The following is a 16,072-nucleotide window of genomic DNA, read 5'->3' as shown; positions in this document are numbered from 1 at the left end:
AAATGAGCTAAAGTACTTCAGCTCGTTAATCCATCGTATGGACCTTTTTTTTAATATCTGTAACAATTTCTCCGACAAGTAGCATCGCTTCGTGTAAATCTTTGGCAGACTCTTTATGGAGCGTCTGTAATGCTAAAATTGATAGACTTGCTTCAATCCCTTCAAGACTGGCCAAGCATGTTTTTAAGGTTGTCATATTTTCTACCTCCTTGAATAAGGTGTCCATCCATTTATCTTTATTCTGTGATGTGAGATTACTTTTATACATTCCTGTGTAAAGTCTGATTTCATCTACCAACAATGGTTAATTAGCAGTACAACTATATGTATTAATACCTCGAAAATAAAAAGAGCATATTTCATACGAAATATACTTCAAAAATTTTATTCATATATATTATTATTTGCTATTTCCTTCAGCCTATCTATATCTTTAACAAAAAGTTTACCATTCGATCTGCTAATTATTTCATCATTGCAAAAGTTTTTAATCACTCGATTCAAATGTCGATAGCTTGTTCCAACCATATCCGCAATATCCTTTAAACTTGAGCCTACAGCTTCTTCATGATAAACCGGTCGCTCACCATCTGTAGTTGTTGATAATAAAAAGCTGGCTAATCTTACTTCTACAGGATATAAAAGATTTAATGTGGCTGCATCAGTTTTGGCACGGAATCTACGTGTAACCACATCCAGTAAGAATGACAGGAATCTTGGATCGTTCCCTACAGTATTTCTAATTGTTTGGTACGGTATTTTGAATACGAGACAATCAGAGCTAGCTTCAATCGTGTGAAGCACAAGCGTACCTTGTATATACTCAACGTCCCCAATAATTCCCAATGATTTTTGAAACCGTAATATTAAACGTTTATCATCAGGTGTAATGGTGTATATTTTAACTTTGCCTTCAACAAGGAAATACATATCGTTGATTTCATCACCTTTGGAACAAATCAACTGTCCTTTTCTTATTTGCAATACATCAATATCATTAAATTGAATGCCAGAGAAAATCTCGCACATATTATACTTTTTTAGATATTTTAAAATAATTTTCTCTTTTTCAGCTTTTTGCATCAGATGCTTCACCTTCAATTATTTTACCTTCATTAGTCATTCATTATTATGAAATACGAATAGAAGTATAGCTATTATACTGTAGTTGGTAAATATATAATCATTTCCAAACAAAACAGAGTGACTTTAATACTAAAGCCACTCTGTTTTATATCTATTGGTTGTTAAGCAATCAGAATATGTTCTTTAATCGTTTCAATGACACCTGCTTGATTATTAGTTTTTGCTTCAAATCTAGCAATCTCTTTTATTTTTTCATGGGCATTTCCCATTGCAAAGCTATAATACGCACTTTGCATCATTTCAATATCATTTAAATAATCACCGAATACCATTGTTTCGTCGGGCTGTATATTCAAAAGCTCTTGGACTCGCTTTATGGCAATGCCTTTATTGGCACCCGGATTCATAATATCCATCCAATAATAGCCACCGATTGTCACTTGATAATCATTTTTAAACTGAGTAAAGTAGGTTGCACTGTTTCGCTCAGCCCCTTTGAAATCAAGAAGGCTTACCTTTAAAATCTCATCCTCCACATGCATTAAATCATCGACCAACTCACATCGAGCATAATATTTATTAACTTCTACAAGGGCCTCTGGTGCTGAATTTTCGATATAGGCCGCTTTTTTTCCACATAGGACGATATGTACTCCCTCTATATCTCTCGCCAATTCTACAAATTTCTTTGCTTCTTCTAATTTTAGTGTTTGGGAATATAGCTCTTTCCCTTTATACACGACATACGTTCCATTCTCCGCAATAAATAGCATTTGTTCCTGTATATCGTGGAATCTCTCCACAAGATTATAATACTGACGTCCACTAGCCGCTCCAAAAATGATATCTTTCTCTTTTAATTTATGAAAAACATCATAAAAATCCTTAGGAAATTGATTATGATCATCTAAAAATGTACCGTCCATATCTGTTGCTATCAATTTTATCATCCGACTACCCTCTCTCTTCTCGTTGCTCGTTATAAACTGATTATAAATGACTTCCATCTTTTTCACATGATTCAAAACATTTTCCATTCTATAAGAATACAATTTTATTTTCAGAAAAATTATATATTTCTTTTAATATTCATTTAGGACATATGTCCTTGTAAGTCCATATATTATGTCAGTATAATTCTTCAAGGTTAATGGTTATAAATTTCACCATTGAGCAAAATGAAAGTAAATAAATAAAAAGATTGAGGGGTTTTTTTAATGAGCATTATTCTCGGTATTCTCGGAATTGCATTGTTAATAGGAATTTCCTATTTATTTTCCAATGATAAAAAGAATATCAATTTTAAAGCTGTTGCCATCATGATTGGGATCCAGTTAGTCCTAACTTTCTTATTACTAGGTACAACTGTAGGTCTAAAAGTAGTTGATGCGATCGCTGGAGCATTCAATAAATTATTGAGTTACTCCCAGGAAGGTATAGACTTTGTGATCGGCGGATGGATTCCTGAGGGAGGTTCTCCATTCTTCGTAAATGTCTTAATGCCAGTTATCTTTACTTCTGCATTATTATCTGTACTTACACATTACAAAATTCTTCCTTATATTATCAAATATATTGGCGGACTTATTTCAAAAATCACTGGTTTACCACAAGTAGAAAGCTTCAATGCTGTTAACTCTATATTTTTCGGTCAATCAGAAGCCATTCTTGCAATTAAAAGTCAAATTGGCAAACTAAATTCCAACAGACTATTTATTGTTTCAACATCAGCAATGGCAAGCGTATCTGCAGCGTTAATTGCATCCTATATGACTATGCTGCCTGCAAAATTTGTCTTAATCGCTATTTTCTTGAATATGTTCAGTGCACTAATCATTACTTCCATCATGACACCTGTTAAAGCAGCGAAGGAAGATACTGAAATCGATATTGAAGACATGGTTCAAACTAAAAATGTATTTGAAGCCATTGGTGCCGGAGCATTAGACGGTGGGAAAGTAGTCGTAATCGTAGCAGTTATGCTAGTAGCATACTTAGCGATTTTAGGACTATTAAATGGAATTGTCGGCGGAATTGTTGGTATTGATTTAACTACCATTGTTGGATATATCTTATCTCCAATTGCTTTCATTATGGGTATTCCAGCAAGTGAAATGATCACAGCTGGTTCTGTAATGGGTACAAAATTATTAGCAAACGAATTTGCTGCCATTTTACAATTCCAACCTTTAATGGCTGACATGTCTGAGAAAGCAGTTGCTGTTATTTCTACATTCTTAATTTCATTCGCTAACTTCTCTTCTATTGGGATTATTAGCGGATCCATTCAAGCGATTAATGGCGCAAAAGCAAAAGAAGTAAGCTCATTTGGTTTTAAATTATTCCTCGTAGCTACAATGGCTTCCATTCTTTCTGCTACAATAGTAGGTCTATTTATCTAAAATCATTTGGATAGGATTATCAGGAATTACCCGGTATCCTATCCTTTTTTATTTAATCACCTTCGATTTTGCCGTCACAAATATCCCCTTCTCCCTCTCTATGATTCCCTCTATCTTCCTTAAATTTCCTTTGGAAAATTGTAATGAAAAGTCAGTGAACGGTTACCCTAATTCTATTCAAGTAAAAGGAGTGGATAATATGGGTAAAGACAGACAGGAAAAGAAACTAAGAAACAGCAAACGCGTTGAATCTGACCGTAATCAAGCTCTACATAATAATGGTTCTACGCGTCTGGATACACCTGATGAAGCACGAAAAAATCAATAACCGAGTTATTACTTTGGTTAAAGACACTATTTTATCCTATTGACCTTAATGCCTGGAGGATTCCCAATGTTTTATAATCTGATAAAAACCTTACATCTCGGGATTATTGGTGGTGCTCTTTATCTATTTATAGAGTTACTATGGCGAGGACACACACATTGGACAATGGGAGTGCTCGGGGGCATTTGTTTCACTTTGTTCGGATTGCTTACTCTAATGAAAATCCCCCTATATATGAAAGCCTTGGCTGGGACTCTATTAGTGACCTTCTTAGAGCTATGCGCCGGTCTTATTTTAAATCTATGGCTAAAGCTATCTATATGGGATTACAGTGCCCTTCCTTATAATCTCTATGGACAAATTTGTGTGCCATATGCTCTATTATGGTTGCCTTTATCAATAGCTGGTATCATCTTGTACCCCTGCTTATACTCTTGGTTGTTCCAGAAACGTCACTCAAACCTTCGAATAAATTAAAAGGACCAATGATGGGCTTCATTGGTCCCTCACCTATTCAATCAATCATCAATCTAAATTGTTCTTCTGTTATAATAGGGATTTTGAGAGATTCCGCCTTTCTATATTTGACGGTCCCTACTCCTTTTGCCCCTATCAATAAAAAATCCGTCTGGTTTGTAACTACCCCTGCCAGTGTTCCACCCGCCTGTTCAATTAATTTCCTGAATTCGTATCTTCTTATTGAAAGGGTACCAGTAATAACGACGGTTTTCCCCTTTATTCCATGCTTTCGTACCTCTTGATTGGATAAAGGTTTATTTCTACATTCCCTGTTTATACAATATGAATGCTCATCATTGCTTTCTAATTTATCCCCACAATCAGGGCAAATATCAGGTTGGACCACGCATATTTCAGAACCTGTCCGTTTTCCTTTCTCCACACCTATGATAGTGTGTACATCTTCCATTAAGACATGGTCACCAATACGAATATCCATTGATTTTATCATGGAAAAGTTGGGCAACCTGAGGGTAAAATAACGTTCGCCAGCCATATCATTCGCTTTTATTTTTATAACAGTCTCGATTTTTCCAGTTGAATTAACTTCAGGATAAATATCATAAACTGTGAGAATCACTTCATCCGGTGAAAACGGTAATAAGAACTCTTCTTTGCCCCTAGGTGTATTAGCAGCTAGTATTTGTAGACCTGATATGGAATAACCAATCTCTTTACGATGGTACTGATGAAAGGTTTTATAGTACCTCAGCATATCTTTATAGGTATTTTCTAGCTGTTCATGATAAACGACATTAAGTCCCTGTTTCATTAGAAACTCCAAACTTTCCAACTCGGTATGAAAGCTGCCACTATCCAATCCATCGATATCAACAATACTTGAGACAATTACCCTTAGTTTATTCTGTGCACCATCCATCTGCTGTACGATTATTTTCTTCGTTAAATCCTTATGATCTAAATACTCACCTTTTATATTCTTCTTTTCGAAATCTGAAAATGTGTGAATGACGTTCGCCCTAACTTTTACTAATCCACTAAACGGAATCTTGTCAGGTACATCCACACTTGACCGAACCGCTTGAGTCACATCAACTTCGCAATGGTCCTGATCCATAGTTATCTTCTGAAGCTCCCGCTTTTGATAGGTTATATCGACTTGCAACCCATTAATAAGTAGTTTAATCAATAGCGGAGAGGAAGTTTTTTCTATATATTGTTTTAACTTTTGAAAGAGTTTTTCTGTATACATTGGTCTGCGTCCTTTAAGATAATTCAATCTGACTTGCGGATTACTAGTCTATCTATATTTTAGCAGGTTATTTGCCTATTTTATTTACGGAAATTTTCTCCTATCCTGATACATATAATGGAGATCTTCTCCTATACAAAGGGTCAAACCAAGAATTGCAAACTGGTTTTAACTTTGAACTGGATAAGTACATTTTCTTTATCTTGCTTTACAGGTAAATTAATGTAATCACTTTACCTAATACCATAAAATTACTTTTAACTTAAGAAAAGGTAAGTTCGATTTTAATGGACTATATACCATCTGAATAACAAAAGCCCTTGAACTCCATCCATCAGGAGACCAAGGGCCTTTTTAGGTTATTTTCGTTCTTTTCTTTTTCGAATATACCAGATGATACATAGGACAAACAGCAAGGCAAGTAATACATAAATAACATTTGAAAAAATGTCCATATATTTTACAATTTCATGCCAATTTTCTCCTACACTTGCTCCAAGTGAGACCAAAATGGTATTCCATACAACTGTTCCAATCGTTGTGAACAGAAGGAACAATGGGAAATTCATATTGGACATCCCTGCAGGAATAGAAATCAAGCTTCTAACTAATGGGATAAGACGACAAAATAAAACGGTCCAAATGCCATACTTATCAAACCATGCATCAGCCTTATAAATGTCTTCTTTAGTAAGGCGAAGAATTTTCCCATACCGATCAATGATTTTCTCCAATCGACTGACATCAAGCAATCGGCCAATATAGTATAGTATGACCGCACCAGAAACCGATCCAATTGTCGATACCGTTATGACACCAACTACAGTTAAACTAGTTTCATTGGTCATAACTCCTCCAAATGTTAAAATCACTTCAGATGGAATCGGAGGAAATACATTTTCTAAGGCAATCAGGAAAAATACTCCCCAATATCCATATTGATTCATTAAATCCGTAATCCAAGACTCCAATTGGACCATCCTTTCTATCTATCGGTTAAATATTAATGACCAATCAGAAATATTCCTATAACAAAAATACATTTTACTATTATAATAATTCCTTCATTGGACAATCATAGCAATCCTCATTATACTATAACATCATAAAATAATGAGAATGTAAAATAATTACCTCTAACAAACACTCTTTGCTGGTTCTTGATAAACCTTCCTATTACCGCTTTTCCTATTTATTAAATCCGTTGATGGAGCCAATACAATTGGAACCACACTCCTGATAAAACAGGTTAAACCTGGGGTTATTAGATACACAATCCAGCCCTAAATACATGTATTGGCTACAAAACTCCTCTTCAATCCACCTAATCATTACATACCCCATCCTTACTAGCATATAATTCTTACGCAAGAATAAAGGATTAGTTTGAAAATAGATAGGAATGCCCATATTATCTCCTTACAACCCATAACAGATAGTCAAGACGCTCGTCCTATAAATAAGCTGAACTCTCTCCACTACACTAATATATGCAATCTGATATAGAAAAATGAGTTTTGTGAAAATCATTACAGCAGTATTGTCCATTAGGTAAGATAATCTAAAAAATAAAACAGCTGTGGTTAAAACAGCTGTTTTTCTATCAATCTATGACTGTACTTCCGTTTTCTGTTCATGCCACACAAGCGAAATCAATAGGCTGACTCCCAATAATACAGCGGCAAACATATACGGATAAATGAGATTAACATCAAATAGGATTCCTCCGATTGCCGGTCCGATAATATTTCCAACACTCGTAAATGCTGAGTTCATACCGCTGACAAATCCCTGGTCACTTCCGGCGATGCGGGATAAGTACGTCGTTATAGCCGGTCGGATTAAATCAAAAGCGAGGAACACAATAAACGTTACCGCCAGTACACTCCAATAAGCAGACGCTCTTGTTAAAAGGAAGGCAAAAACTGCTCCTACCAGTAAACATAGCTTAACAAGCCAGATTTCCCCTATCACTCTTGTAATTTTCTCGAATAAAAACACTTGTGCGATGACACCTAAAATGGCGCTAACCGTGATAAGCATCGCAATATCCTTAGCTGTAAAGCCAAATTTATGATCGACAAATAAGCTGTACATAGATTCAAAGGTAGATAGGCCAAGGGAAGAGGATAAAATAATTAAGAATGGGATAAGGTAAATAATCGTTAATAGCTTATGATATCCATTCTTTCCAGATCCTTCTTTTGACGAATTCGTTTCGACTGTCCGCTCGGGTTCACTTAACATGATGATGGAAAAGATACCTGCGAAAATCCCTAATCCAGCAGCAAAATAAAAAGGCACACGCGTACCAATATCCGCTAAAAACCCGCCAATTCCCGGCCCAATGATAAAGCCAGTATTAATAGCTGCTGATAAATATCCCAACGCTCTTGGGCGTTCCTTAATCGTGGTAATATCCGCAATAAATGCCGTTACTGCTGGCATAATAAATGCCGCACTAATTCCGCCTAAAACCCTGGAAAAGAATAATACCCATACCTGTTGGCCTAATCCGAAAATCAACTCTGATATGCCGAACAGAAACATACCGATTATGATCATACGCTTTCTTCCGTATAAATCTACCCATTTACCCGCAAACGGTGATACGATAAGTTGAGCTACCGCAAAGGCTGAAACAAGATATCCCATAATCGTACCATCCAATCCAAGCTCTCGCATAAGGGTTGGCATAACTGGGATTACAAGGCCAATCCCTAAAAATGCAATAAATAAATTACTCAATAATAGTATTAGTACTTTATTCTGATTCTTGTTGCCAGACATGTCTTTACTCCTTTACTTGTATGCTAGTTCGAAACCCTACTAATTAAAATAAACCCTATAGTAACTATAAGGTCAAGAAATTTTTATTTGAACTTTCAATTCTACGATAAAATCATCTTCATTGATTGCCGTATCGGTGAAAGGCATGTACAGTTCATAGACTATCTTTTCGGTTTGTATTTGATGATTTAAAATATAAGAATAGAGGGTCTCATAGCAGGATTCATATACATCATCCGCTGAATGAAATGCAATACATATGTATTCACCGGCAGGCAATTCGTCCTTTTCCATAAGTTCATTCGATAGCGATATTTCTTGGTCGGATAAAATCGGTGTAAATATAGAAGTATATTTCCAATCATGTATAGAATCATATTTTTCTAATGGATACGTGGCACAGTATACACTGTCGAATACTGTTCCATGGTCTTCTAACACTTTCATTAAATGGCCGTATTCTTTTACAGGAATACTGGTTGCGGATGAAGGTGCTTGATTATAAATGAGGATGCGCTGTTTATCATATTTTTTTATATACACTTTTTCTAATTGATCAGAAGAAGGTTGATTCAGGATTTGCTTCTTCTTATACCCCAATATGACCTTCACATCCTCGAGCCGACGCAACTGCTGCTCAATTTTACTTTCCTGCTCATCTAAAAATTCAGCCATTTCCCCTGCTGATAGCTGTAAAACAGATTTTATCTCATTCAATGGAACCCCGACATGCTTAAGTGATTTAATGATATCCAGATAAAACAACTGCGTATTGCTGTAATATCGATATTGGTTATCAGGATCGGTATAGGAAGGTTTAAATAAGCCGATTTTATCGTAAAAACGTAATGTCTGAACGGATATATTCGTAAGTTTTGACACTTCACCAATCAAAAAATATTGTTTCTCCATTTCTGGCTCCTTATGGTCTGTTTCATGTATTTAAACATACTTCATTATAGACCATTGAAGAACATTTATGAGTCAGAGTAAATCGGCTTACATCAGACTTTAATTAGTTATCCTTTCAAATTCCAGCTCCAAAAGCCTCTGTTTTATATCAAGTCCTCCGCCATACCCGACCAGTTTTCCAGTAGAACCGATAACCCGGTGACAGGGTATAATAATAAAAATCGGATTTTTATTATTTGCCATCCCGACTGCACGAGAGGCACCAGAATTCCCTAATTTAACTGCTACCTGCTTATAGCTACTTGTCTCACCATAAGGAATCTCCAACAACTCTTTCCACACACTCTTTTGAAAAATTGTACCATGAGGGTTCAGTTTTACAGAAAATCGCTGCCGTTCTCCTTTAAAATATTCTTCTAGTTGTATAGCTGCTTCTTTTATTAACCTTGTTTCCTTGATCTCCGCCTGTATCCGTTTTTCACCTAAGAACACATCTGTAATTCCTGTTCCATCTTCTGCTATCCCTACTTTACCAATTATGGTGGTATAGTAATAGACATATTTATTATCCATAAAGAAATCCCCCTTCACCTTCTGCCTAAAGAAAAAATTCATATATTAACCGCTTCAATTTTAGTTTCTGATCCATGTAGATCTTCTACCTGTATTTCTTGATAGAACGTGCGAACTTCTTTTTAAAATTTAAAACAGGAAGCCAATTTGCTTCCTGCTCAATATTAATTTTTTACTCTCAATAATCTTAAGCTATTCAATGTCACCAGTAACGTGGCACCCATATCTGCAAAGATAGCAATCCATAAAGTTAACCAGCCGGGGATGACCAATAGTAAGGCTACAACTTTAATAACCAATGAAAATGTAATATTTTGTTTAATGATGGTCAGTGCCTTTCGGCTTAACTTAATTGTATAGGGCAGTTTACTTAAATCATCTGACATTAAGGCAATATCAGCTGTTTCCAAGGCTGTATCTGTTCCAGCACCACCCATGGCAACTCCTAAATTAGCAGCAGCCAAAGCAGGAGCATCATTAATACCATCACCAACCATCGCCACATGCAGATTGTTTTCACGGAGTTTTCTTATATAATTCAATTTATCCTCCGGCAGCAAATCAGCCTGTATATCTGAAACTCCTACTTCATTACCAATTGCGGAAGCCGTTCCTTCATTATCTCCTGTAAGCATAATTGTTTTCTTAATTCCGATTTGATGAAGCTTCTGAATGACTTCTTTTGAGGATTCCCTTACTTCGTCAGCCACTGCCATGATCGCCAATATTTCTCGTTCCGTACCGAGTATCATAATGGTTTTACCTTGAGTTTGAAGGTTAAGAATATGTTCTTTGTATTCTTCTTTCACATTAGTAGACCATATTTCCTCAAATAAGTGCAGGCTTCCTACATAATAAGTTTCTTGATTAACATTCGCTTTAATTCCTTTACCTGTAATGGACTGAAAATCTTCTACCACTTTATCTTTGTAATTCAGTCCCATTTCATCTGCCTTTCTGGTTATTGCTGAAGACAATGGATGCTGTGACCCTTTTTCAAGAGCCGCTGTGATCATTAATATGTCATTTTTATTTTCACCAAATGTGATAAAATCTGTTACAGTTGGAACCCCTTTTGTAAGGGTACCCGTTTTATCGAAGGCAATCGCATCTAAATGGCCGGCTTCTTCCAGATGAATACCGCCTTTTATTAAAACTCCATTTTTGGCTGCATTACCAATTGCCGTTACAATAGCAACCGGTGTTGATACAACCAGGGCACATGGACAACCAACCACTAGAGCAGCGAGTCCCTGATACACCCAAATACTCCACTCTGCATCAAAAAATAATGGAGGTACAATAGCTATAAAGAATGCGATCAAGATGATTACAGGAGTGTAATACTTTGCAAATTTATCAACAAAAGCTTGAGATGGCGCTTTTTCTGCCTGAGCTTCTTCGACTAAATGAATGATTTTCGATAAGGTTGTATCTTCTACTCTTTTTGTGACTTCTACTTCCAGTAGTCCTTCTTCATTCAATGTTCCTGCATAAACATCATCATGGATTGTTTTAACGACCGGAACACTTTCACCTGTAATGGCAGCCTGATTTAAAGTCGAAGTTCCTTTTATCACCTTACCATCCATCGCTATTTTTTGACCTGGCTTAACAATCATAATGTCGCCAATCCTTATGTTTTCTACATCAATCATAATTTCGTGATGCCCACGCCGAATCAGGGCTTCTTTAGGGGCAATATCCATTAAAGATTCTATTGATTGTCGCGCCTTATCCATTGAATAACGTTCCAATGCTTCACTGATGGCAAACAGGACAACAACCGTTGCTCCTTCGCTCCACTCACCAATAAGGGCTGCACCAATGATTGCAATCGTCATTAACGTGTTCATATCAAAGGTAAAACGGATTAAATTTTTCAGTCCAGTTATAAAAAGTGTATAACCACCAATCAGAATTGCAGCTCCATACCCAATTGTAGGAATAAGATGCTCTTCACCGTATATGCGACTTAAAACCAAGCTAATCACTATTAGTACGGCGGATATATAAACTTTATAGGTTTCTTTTTGCTTCCAAAATGGCGTCTTTTCAATTTTCTTCTCTTTTTCATCACGTATTTTCAAGTGTTCAAAGGCACCCGCTTTTTCTATTTCTTCCATAGTTGCTGAGCCCTGCACATAAATTTTAGATGCTCCAAAATTGACTTTAGCATCTGTAACTCCTTCTAGATTCTTTACATTATTCTCAAATATACCTGCACAATTAGCACAAGTCAGTCCCTCAATTCGATACGTTTTTTGATCAGCATTGACTTTTTCGCTCATTTTATTTCACCTCTTTTTTATGCATCAAGGCTATCATCATGATTTGTTTAATATGTTCATCATCCAATGAATATAGTGCTAATTTACCTTCTTTTCGATACTTAACAATATCCTGTTTGTAAAGAGATCTTAGATGGTGAGAAGCAGTCGCTACTGATGAACCAATAATATTCGCTATGTCACATACACATAATTCTTCATCTTGGCAAAGAGCATACGTAATTTTCGCTCTATTTTCATCAGCAAGCGCTTTAAATAATTGAGCAACACTGCTCAAATTCTCATATTGTATATCTGCCTGAATACGATCTACCTTTGTTTGATCAAATGTGTATACATCACATGTATCCTTTTTTCTCACTATTTCACCCTCTTCATTCAAACCTTCGTTTGATTATATTATATACCCTCCATACTTATCATTCAAATATATGTTTGAATAAGAAAAAAGATTGGACTATTCTAGTTTTGAGCTTAGATAAATATCTATTTTTACAATATATTTCTTTTTAAGATAGATGATTTATATTGGGGTTCCTAATAACAAAGACGTCCACTTGTTAATGTGGTTTATCAAGAAAGAAAAAGACTGTCGACAATGTCGACAGCCTTCGTATGAGCTATGCTAATCTTTATCATACAAGAATATTAGAATCACAATTCAATTGGTTCATTCTGAATTTTACGTTTCCATCTTACCCTCATATTTGGATAAGCAATTCCGCATAAAATAATAATAACACCCATCCATTGTATAGCAGTTACTGTTTCATTGAGCACCAAAGCAGACATGAATACAGCCATAGGCAATTCTGAAGCACTTAAGATGGTCCCAAGCCCGCTTCCTATCTTAGGCATACCTATATTAAAGAATAATGGTGGGATTAAGGAAGCGCATAAACCTGCAACTATACTATATTTAAATAAACCATCCATCAATGAACCATTTAGAAGGAACATTGGCGGGAATACTATTAAAATAAGCAATGCTGCCCCCGTTGTCATCATCGCACTCTTATAAATGGGATGAATTTCAATATTGCTGCGCCCACTCACCACAATGAAGGAGGCAAATGATGCTGCAGATAAAAGTCCCCAAATTATACCCGCGAGAGAAAGTTCACCATTACTTGCCATGACACCTGATGCAAGAATGGATCCTAATAAAATGACTACTGTGGCAATAGTATTTTTCTTACCAGGAGCCTTTTTGTCAAGTATATATTGTAAAACAAAACTAATCCATGTAAATTGTAACAGCAAAATGATGGCAAACGAAGCATCTACATAAGTCAACGATTTATTATAAAAGATTCCCGTCAGACCCATTGGGAACCCACTTATTAATAAAGTTACCATTTGCTTACCTGAGAGCTTAACCTTAGGTACAAATATTGCAACAATCCATAGCATAACAGCACCCAAGAAATACTGACTCCCCGTAATTTCACCCTGTGTAAATCCTTCCCCATAGGCAAGTTTCACAAAAGTAGAAACCACTCCATACGAACATCCACCTAAAAAAACAAGCAAAGCATACTTCCAAATCCCCAAAATAAAATCCCCCTTAAATATAAAGCTGAAGCGACTGTCCAGGCCTGACAAGCATAAGAGGAGGTGCGTAGAGAGAGTTCTTTTCTCTCGCAGCAGCTACACTTATGACTCGAAGGCCTAGGAGCTGAAGCTAGATTAAATATAAAGCTGAAACGGCTTGTTCAGGAGCGAGGAGCATAAGACAGGGGCATGGAGGGAGGTGTTTTCCCTCCCGTAGTGACCATGCTTATGTCCTGAGCTCCTAGCCGTTGAAGCTAGATTGCATATAAAGCTGAAGCGACTGTCCAGGCCTGACAAGCATAAGAGGAGGTGCGTAGAGAGAGTTCTTTTTCTCTCGCAGCAGCTACACTTATGACTCGAAGGCCTAGGAGCTGAAGCTAGCCAAAAATAAAAAACACCCATCCCTGATAAAGGGATGGGTGGCGAAAACATCACATTCAAAAATCCACCTGCCGCACAATAGCTTTGCAGCTTTTAAAGATATAATATACCATACAGATTATAATCACTATTTATATGGATGTAAAATATAAACTATATACTTCTTTTGAACTTTTAGCTACCCTTTAATAGAATAAGTCATAAACTTATAAAAGACATTGCGAGTTACTCAATGCCTTTTATGTAATCATTTTACAATTAATTTAACAATTTTACTTCTTTTATCTTTATTCTTCGCTGATACTGTTAATTCTTTACCAACTTTTTGCTTCTTGATATTAATTGTAAATTCTCCGTTTTTATTGGCTTTGCCAGAACCAATTGTCGCTTTTCCTGCTTTAATAGAAATGAAAGCACCCGGTGCAGTCATTCCTTTTATTTTGGTAGATTTACTAGATACATCTTCGATTGTCAGCGGTAGGTAAGGACTGTTTTCTTCTAGAATATTAAAAATAAACTTTGCCTGGTCTGTGTTATCTATTAGACCACTGAATCTTTCTTTTTTAGGTCCGTAAGCAAAGACTGCCACATCGTCACCAGTATGTCCACTCGTTGTCCACCCTGAATTTGTCCGTGCGTTATAAATGTTCTCAATCGCATTATCAATTTTTGTAACGTCTTTTTCACCGTCTATTGGTTCAGCAGCTTCAGTTACCGTATTCAATTCTTCAATCGTTAGTTCTAAGCCACTATGCTCATTTAATGTTTCTTCAACAGACTTACCAGCAACTATTTCGGCTGCCATAAAGTCTGGAGTTCGTTTTGCATTTTGAACCGGTTCAGGAAACCAATTATATTCTCCGTTTGCTCCCATTGTATATCCACCAGTTGAATGGTCTGAAGTAAGAACGACTAAAGTTTCTTTATCTTTTTTAGCAAATTCTATTACAGCTTCAAATGCCTGGTCAAAATCCTCCATTTCACTCATTGTACCCACAATATCATTATCATGCGCAGCCCAGTCAATTTGCGACCCTTCTACCAATAAGAAAAATCCATCTTTATTCTTATTTAATTTATTCATTGCAACATTTGTCATTTCTTTTAAGGACGGGATTTCTTTTGTACGATCAATCATTTTTGGAAGGCCACCATCCGCAAACAAACCTAGAATCTGTTTATTTTTATCCGATCTCAATTCGTTTTTATTTGTAACATAACTATATCCTGCATTTTGGAATTCTTCTGTTAAATCACGATCAGAGCGTACAAAGTTCTTTAGTCCTCCGCCTAGCATAACATCCACTTTATGTTTTCCATTAATCATTTCATCAAAATAATCATCGGCAATCTGATCCATATTATGCCTGGAAATATCATGTGCTCCAAAAGATGCTGGTGTTGCATGTGTTAATTCAGAAGTAGCTACAAGACCGGTTGATTTCCCAAGCGCTTTAGCTTCTTCCAGGACTGTTTTAACTTCATTTTGATGAACATCTACAGCGATTGCTGCATTGTATGTTTTAACCCCTGATGACATAGCTGTTGCCGCTGAAGCAGAGTCAGTAATGTTTTGTTCCTCATCATCAGCATATGTAGTTTGCATACCAACCAAATAAGGATCGAATGTTGTGTTTTCAATTATTTTTGTGTTTGGATTATCTTTCATATATCTGTGAGCAGCTAAAAATGGGACTCCCATTCCATCCCCCACCATAAAAATGATATTTTTAACCTCAGTTTTTTTCTTTCCTGCTGCTTCGACATGTTCTTTTTTTTCAAGAGATAAAAAAACAGTACTTAAACCAATAAGCAAACATAGTGAAATAAATACAGACATAACTTTTTTGTTAACTGATTTCATTTCATCCACTCCCTAAAATAGTTTAACCATTATAAAGTATACATGTAAAATATTGGAATAAAGTTACAGAATATATAAGATTGTGTTAAAAATTATTATTGATATATTTTTAATTACATTATTTGCTACTATTTTCATACGTAGCCTGATGAATATTAC

15 protein-coding genes and 1 pseudogene are annotated in these 16,072 nt (G+C 36.0%); 3 read left to right on the top strand and 13 right to left on the bottom strand.

Annotated elements, in window-relative coordinates; all coding sequences use genetic code 11:
* Positions 1 to 25: 25 nt before the first annotated feature.
* The 3 genes from AC4G3L_RS07670 to AC4G3L_RS07660 all read right to left on the bottom strand — a co-directional run bounded on the left by AC4G3L_RS07670 (position 26) and on the right by AC4G3L_RS07660 (position 2,036).
* Positions 26 to 196, bottom strand: a complete 171-nt coding sequence (locus AC4G3L_RS07670; protein WP_491076371.1) for a DUF1657 domain-containing protein — start codon at positions 194 to 196, stop codon at positions 26 to 28.
* A 188-nt stretch (positions 197 to 384) separates the two neighbouring features.
* Positions 385 to 1,083 (bottom strand): Crp/Fnr family transcriptional regulator, encoded by a 699-nt coding sequence (locus AC4G3L_RS07665; protein WP_491076370.1) that lies wholly within the window; start codon positions 1,081 to 1,083, stop codon positions 385 to 387.
* A gap of 164 nt (positions 1,084 to 1,247) precedes the next feature.
* Positions 1,248 to 2,036 carry an HAD family hydrolase gene (locus tag AC4G3L_RS07660; protein ID WP_491076369.1) on the bottom strand — a complete coding sequence of 263 codons (789 nt, stop codon included), beginning with the start codon at positions 2,034 to 2,036 and terminating at the stop codon, positions 1,248 to 1,250.
* Between the two features lie 267 nt (positions 2,037 to 2,303).
* On the opposite strand from AC4G3L_RS07660, the gene AC4G3L_RS07655 reads away from it, so the two are divergent.
* The 3 genes from AC4G3L_RS07655 (at position 2,304) to AC4G3L_RS07645 (ending at position 4,293) form a co-directional block, all read left to right on the top strand.
* Positions 2,304 to 3,488 (top strand): NupC/NupG family nucleoside CNT transporter, encoded by a 1,185-nt coding sequence (locus AC4G3L_RS07655; protein ID WP_491076368.1) that lies wholly within the window; start codon positions 2,304 to 2,306, stop codon positions 3,486 to 3,488.
* Positions 3,489 to 3,687: 199 nt separating this feature from the next.
* Positions 3,688 to 3,816 carry a YpzI family protein gene (locus AC4G3L_RS07650; protein ID WP_491076367.1) on the top strand — a complete coding sequence of 43 codons (129 nt, stop codon included), beginning with the start codon at positions 3,688 to 3,690 and terminating at the stop codon, positions 3,814 to 3,816.
* Between the two features lie 48 nt (positions 3,817 to 3,864).
* Positions 3,865 to 4,293, top strand: a complete 429-nt coding sequence (locus AC4G3L_RS07645) for a putative ABC transporter permease (RefSeq protein ID WP_491077164.1) — start codon at positions 3,865 to 3,867, stop codon at positions 4,291 to 4,293.
* Between the two features lie 37 nt (positions 4,294 to 4,330).
* Here the strand turns inward: AC4G3L_RS07645 and AC4G3L_RS07640 are convergent, their stop codons facing one another.
* The 10 genes and pseudogenes from AC4G3L_RS07640 to AC4G3L_RS07595 form a co-directional block, all read right to left on the bottom strand.
* Positions 4,331 to 5,548 (bottom strand): BRCT domain-containing protein, encoded by a 1,218-nt coding sequence (locus AC4G3L_RS07640; protein WP_491076366.1) that lies wholly within the window; start codon positions 5,546 to 5,548, stop codon positions 4,331 to 4,333.
* A gap of 359 nt (positions 5,549 to 5,907) precedes the next feature.
* Positions 5,908 to 6,519, bottom strand: a complete 612-nt coding sequence (locus AC4G3L_RS07635) for a DedA family protein (RefSeq protein WP_491076365.1) — start codon at positions 6,517 to 6,519, stop codon at positions 5,908 to 5,910.
* A gap of 637 nt (positions 6,520 to 7,156) precedes the next feature.
* Positions 7,157 to 8,338, bottom strand: a complete 1,182-nt coding sequence (locus tag AC4G3L_RS07630) for an MFS transporter (RefSeq protein WP_491076364.1) — start codon at positions 8,336 to 8,338, stop codon at positions 7,157 to 7,159.
* Between the two features lie 72 nt (positions 8,339 to 8,410).
* Positions 8,411 to 9,250 carry a MerR family transcriptional regulator gene (locus tag AC4G3L_RS07625; RefSeq protein ID WP_491076363.1) on the bottom strand — a complete coding sequence of 280 codons (840 nt, stop codon included), beginning with the start codon at positions 9,248 to 9,250 and terminating at the stop codon, positions 8,411 to 8,413.
* Positions 9,251 to 9,349: 99 nt separating this feature from the next.
* Positions 9,350 to 9,823: a methylated-DNA--[protein]-cysteine S-methyltransferase gene (locus tag AC4G3L_RS07620; RefSeq protein WP_491076362.1), complete on the bottom strand. Its 474-nt coding sequence runs from the start codon at positions 9,821 to 9,823 to the stop codon at positions 9,350 to 9,352.
* Positions 9,824 to 9,987: 164 nt separating this feature from the next.
* Entirely contained in the window at positions 9,988 to 12,114 is a 2,127-nt protein-coding gene (locus AC4G3L_RS07615) for a heavy metal translocating P-type ATPase (RefSeq protein WP_491076361.1), read from the bottom strand.
* A 1-nt stretch (position 12,115) separates the two neighbouring features.
* A complete protein-coding gene (locus tag AC4G3L_RS07610; protein WP_491076360.1) occupies positions 12,116 to 12,475 on the bottom strand; it encodes an ArsR/SmtB family transcription factor in 360 nt (119 codons plus the stop codon).
* 293 nt (positions 12,476 to 12,768) lie between these two features.
* On the bottom strand, positions 12,769 to 13,668 hold the full coding sequence (locus tag AC4G3L_RS07605) for an EamA family transporter (RefSeq protein WP_491076359.1): 900 nt from the start codon (positions 13,666 to 13,668) through the stop codon (positions 12,769 to 12,771).
* A gap of 628 nt (positions 13,669 to 14,296) precedes the next feature.
* Positions 14,297 to 14,518, bottom strand: coding sequence for an Ig-like domain-containing protein (locus AC4G3L_RS07600; RefSeq protein WP_491077163.1), 222 nt, complete (start codon positions 14,516 to 14,518; stop codon positions 14,297 to 14,299).
* A 21-nt stretch (positions 14,519 to 14,539) separates the two neighbouring features.
* A pseudogene (locus AC4G3L_RS07595) lies at positions 14,540 to 15,913 on the bottom strand (alkaline phosphatase); the annotation flags it as partial.
* Positions 15,914 to 16,072 lie beyond the last annotated feature (159 nt).

It is taken from the genome of Bacillus sp. z33, from assembly GCF_058313615.1.
The sequence above is the reverse complement of the archived record's forward strand: the minus strand, read 5'-3'. Positions and strand labels throughout refer to the sequence as shown.

Excerpts from the sequence above, each read along its gene's own strand:
- AC4G3L_RS07670 (WP_491076371.1), bottom strand. The coding sequence starts at position 196 with ATGACAACCTTAAAAACATGCTTGGCCAGTCTTGAAGGGATTGAAGCA.
- AC4G3L_RS07665 (WP_491076370.1), bottom strand. The coding sequence starts at position 1,083 with ATGCAAAAAGCTGAAAAAGAGAAAATTATTTTAAAATATCTAAAAAAG.
- AC4G3L_RS07660 (WP_491076369.1), bottom strand. The coding sequence starts at position 2,036 with ATGATAAAATTGATAGCAACAGATATGGACGGTACATTTTTAGATGAT.
- AC4G3L_RS07655 (WP_491076368.1), top strand. The coding sequence starts at position 2,304 with ATGAGCATTATTCTCGGTATTCTCGGAATTGCATTGTTAATAGGAATT.
- AC4G3L_RS07650 (WP_491076367.1), top strand. The coding sequence starts at position 3,688 with ATGGGTAAAGACAGACAGGAAAAGAAACTAAGAAACAGCAAACGCGTT.
- AC4G3L_RS07645 (WP_491077164.1), top strand. The coding sequence starts at position 3,865 with ATGCCTGGAGGATTCCCAATGTTTTATAATCTGATAAAAACCTTACAT.
- AC4G3L_RS07640 (WP_491076366.1), bottom strand. The coding sequence starts at position 5,548 with ATGTATACAGAAAAACTCTTTCAAAAGTTAAAACAATATATAGAAAAA.
- AC4G3L_RS07630 (WP_491076364.1), bottom strand. The coding sequence starts at position 8,338 with ATGTCTGGCAACAAGAATCAGAATAAAGTACTAATACTATTATTGAGT.
- AC4G3L_RS07625 (WP_491076363.1), bottom strand. The coding sequence starts at position 9,250 with ATGGAGAAACAATATTTTTTGATTGGTGAAGTGTCAAAACTTACGAAT.
- AC4G3L_RS07620 (WP_491076362.1), bottom strand. The coding sequence starts at position 9,823 with ATGGATAATAAATATGTCTATTACTATACCACCATAATTGGTAAAGTA.
- AC4G3L_RS07615 (WP_491076361.1), bottom strand. The coding sequence starts at position 12,114 with ATGAGCGAAAAAGTCAATGCTGATCAAAAAACGTATCGAATTGAGGGA.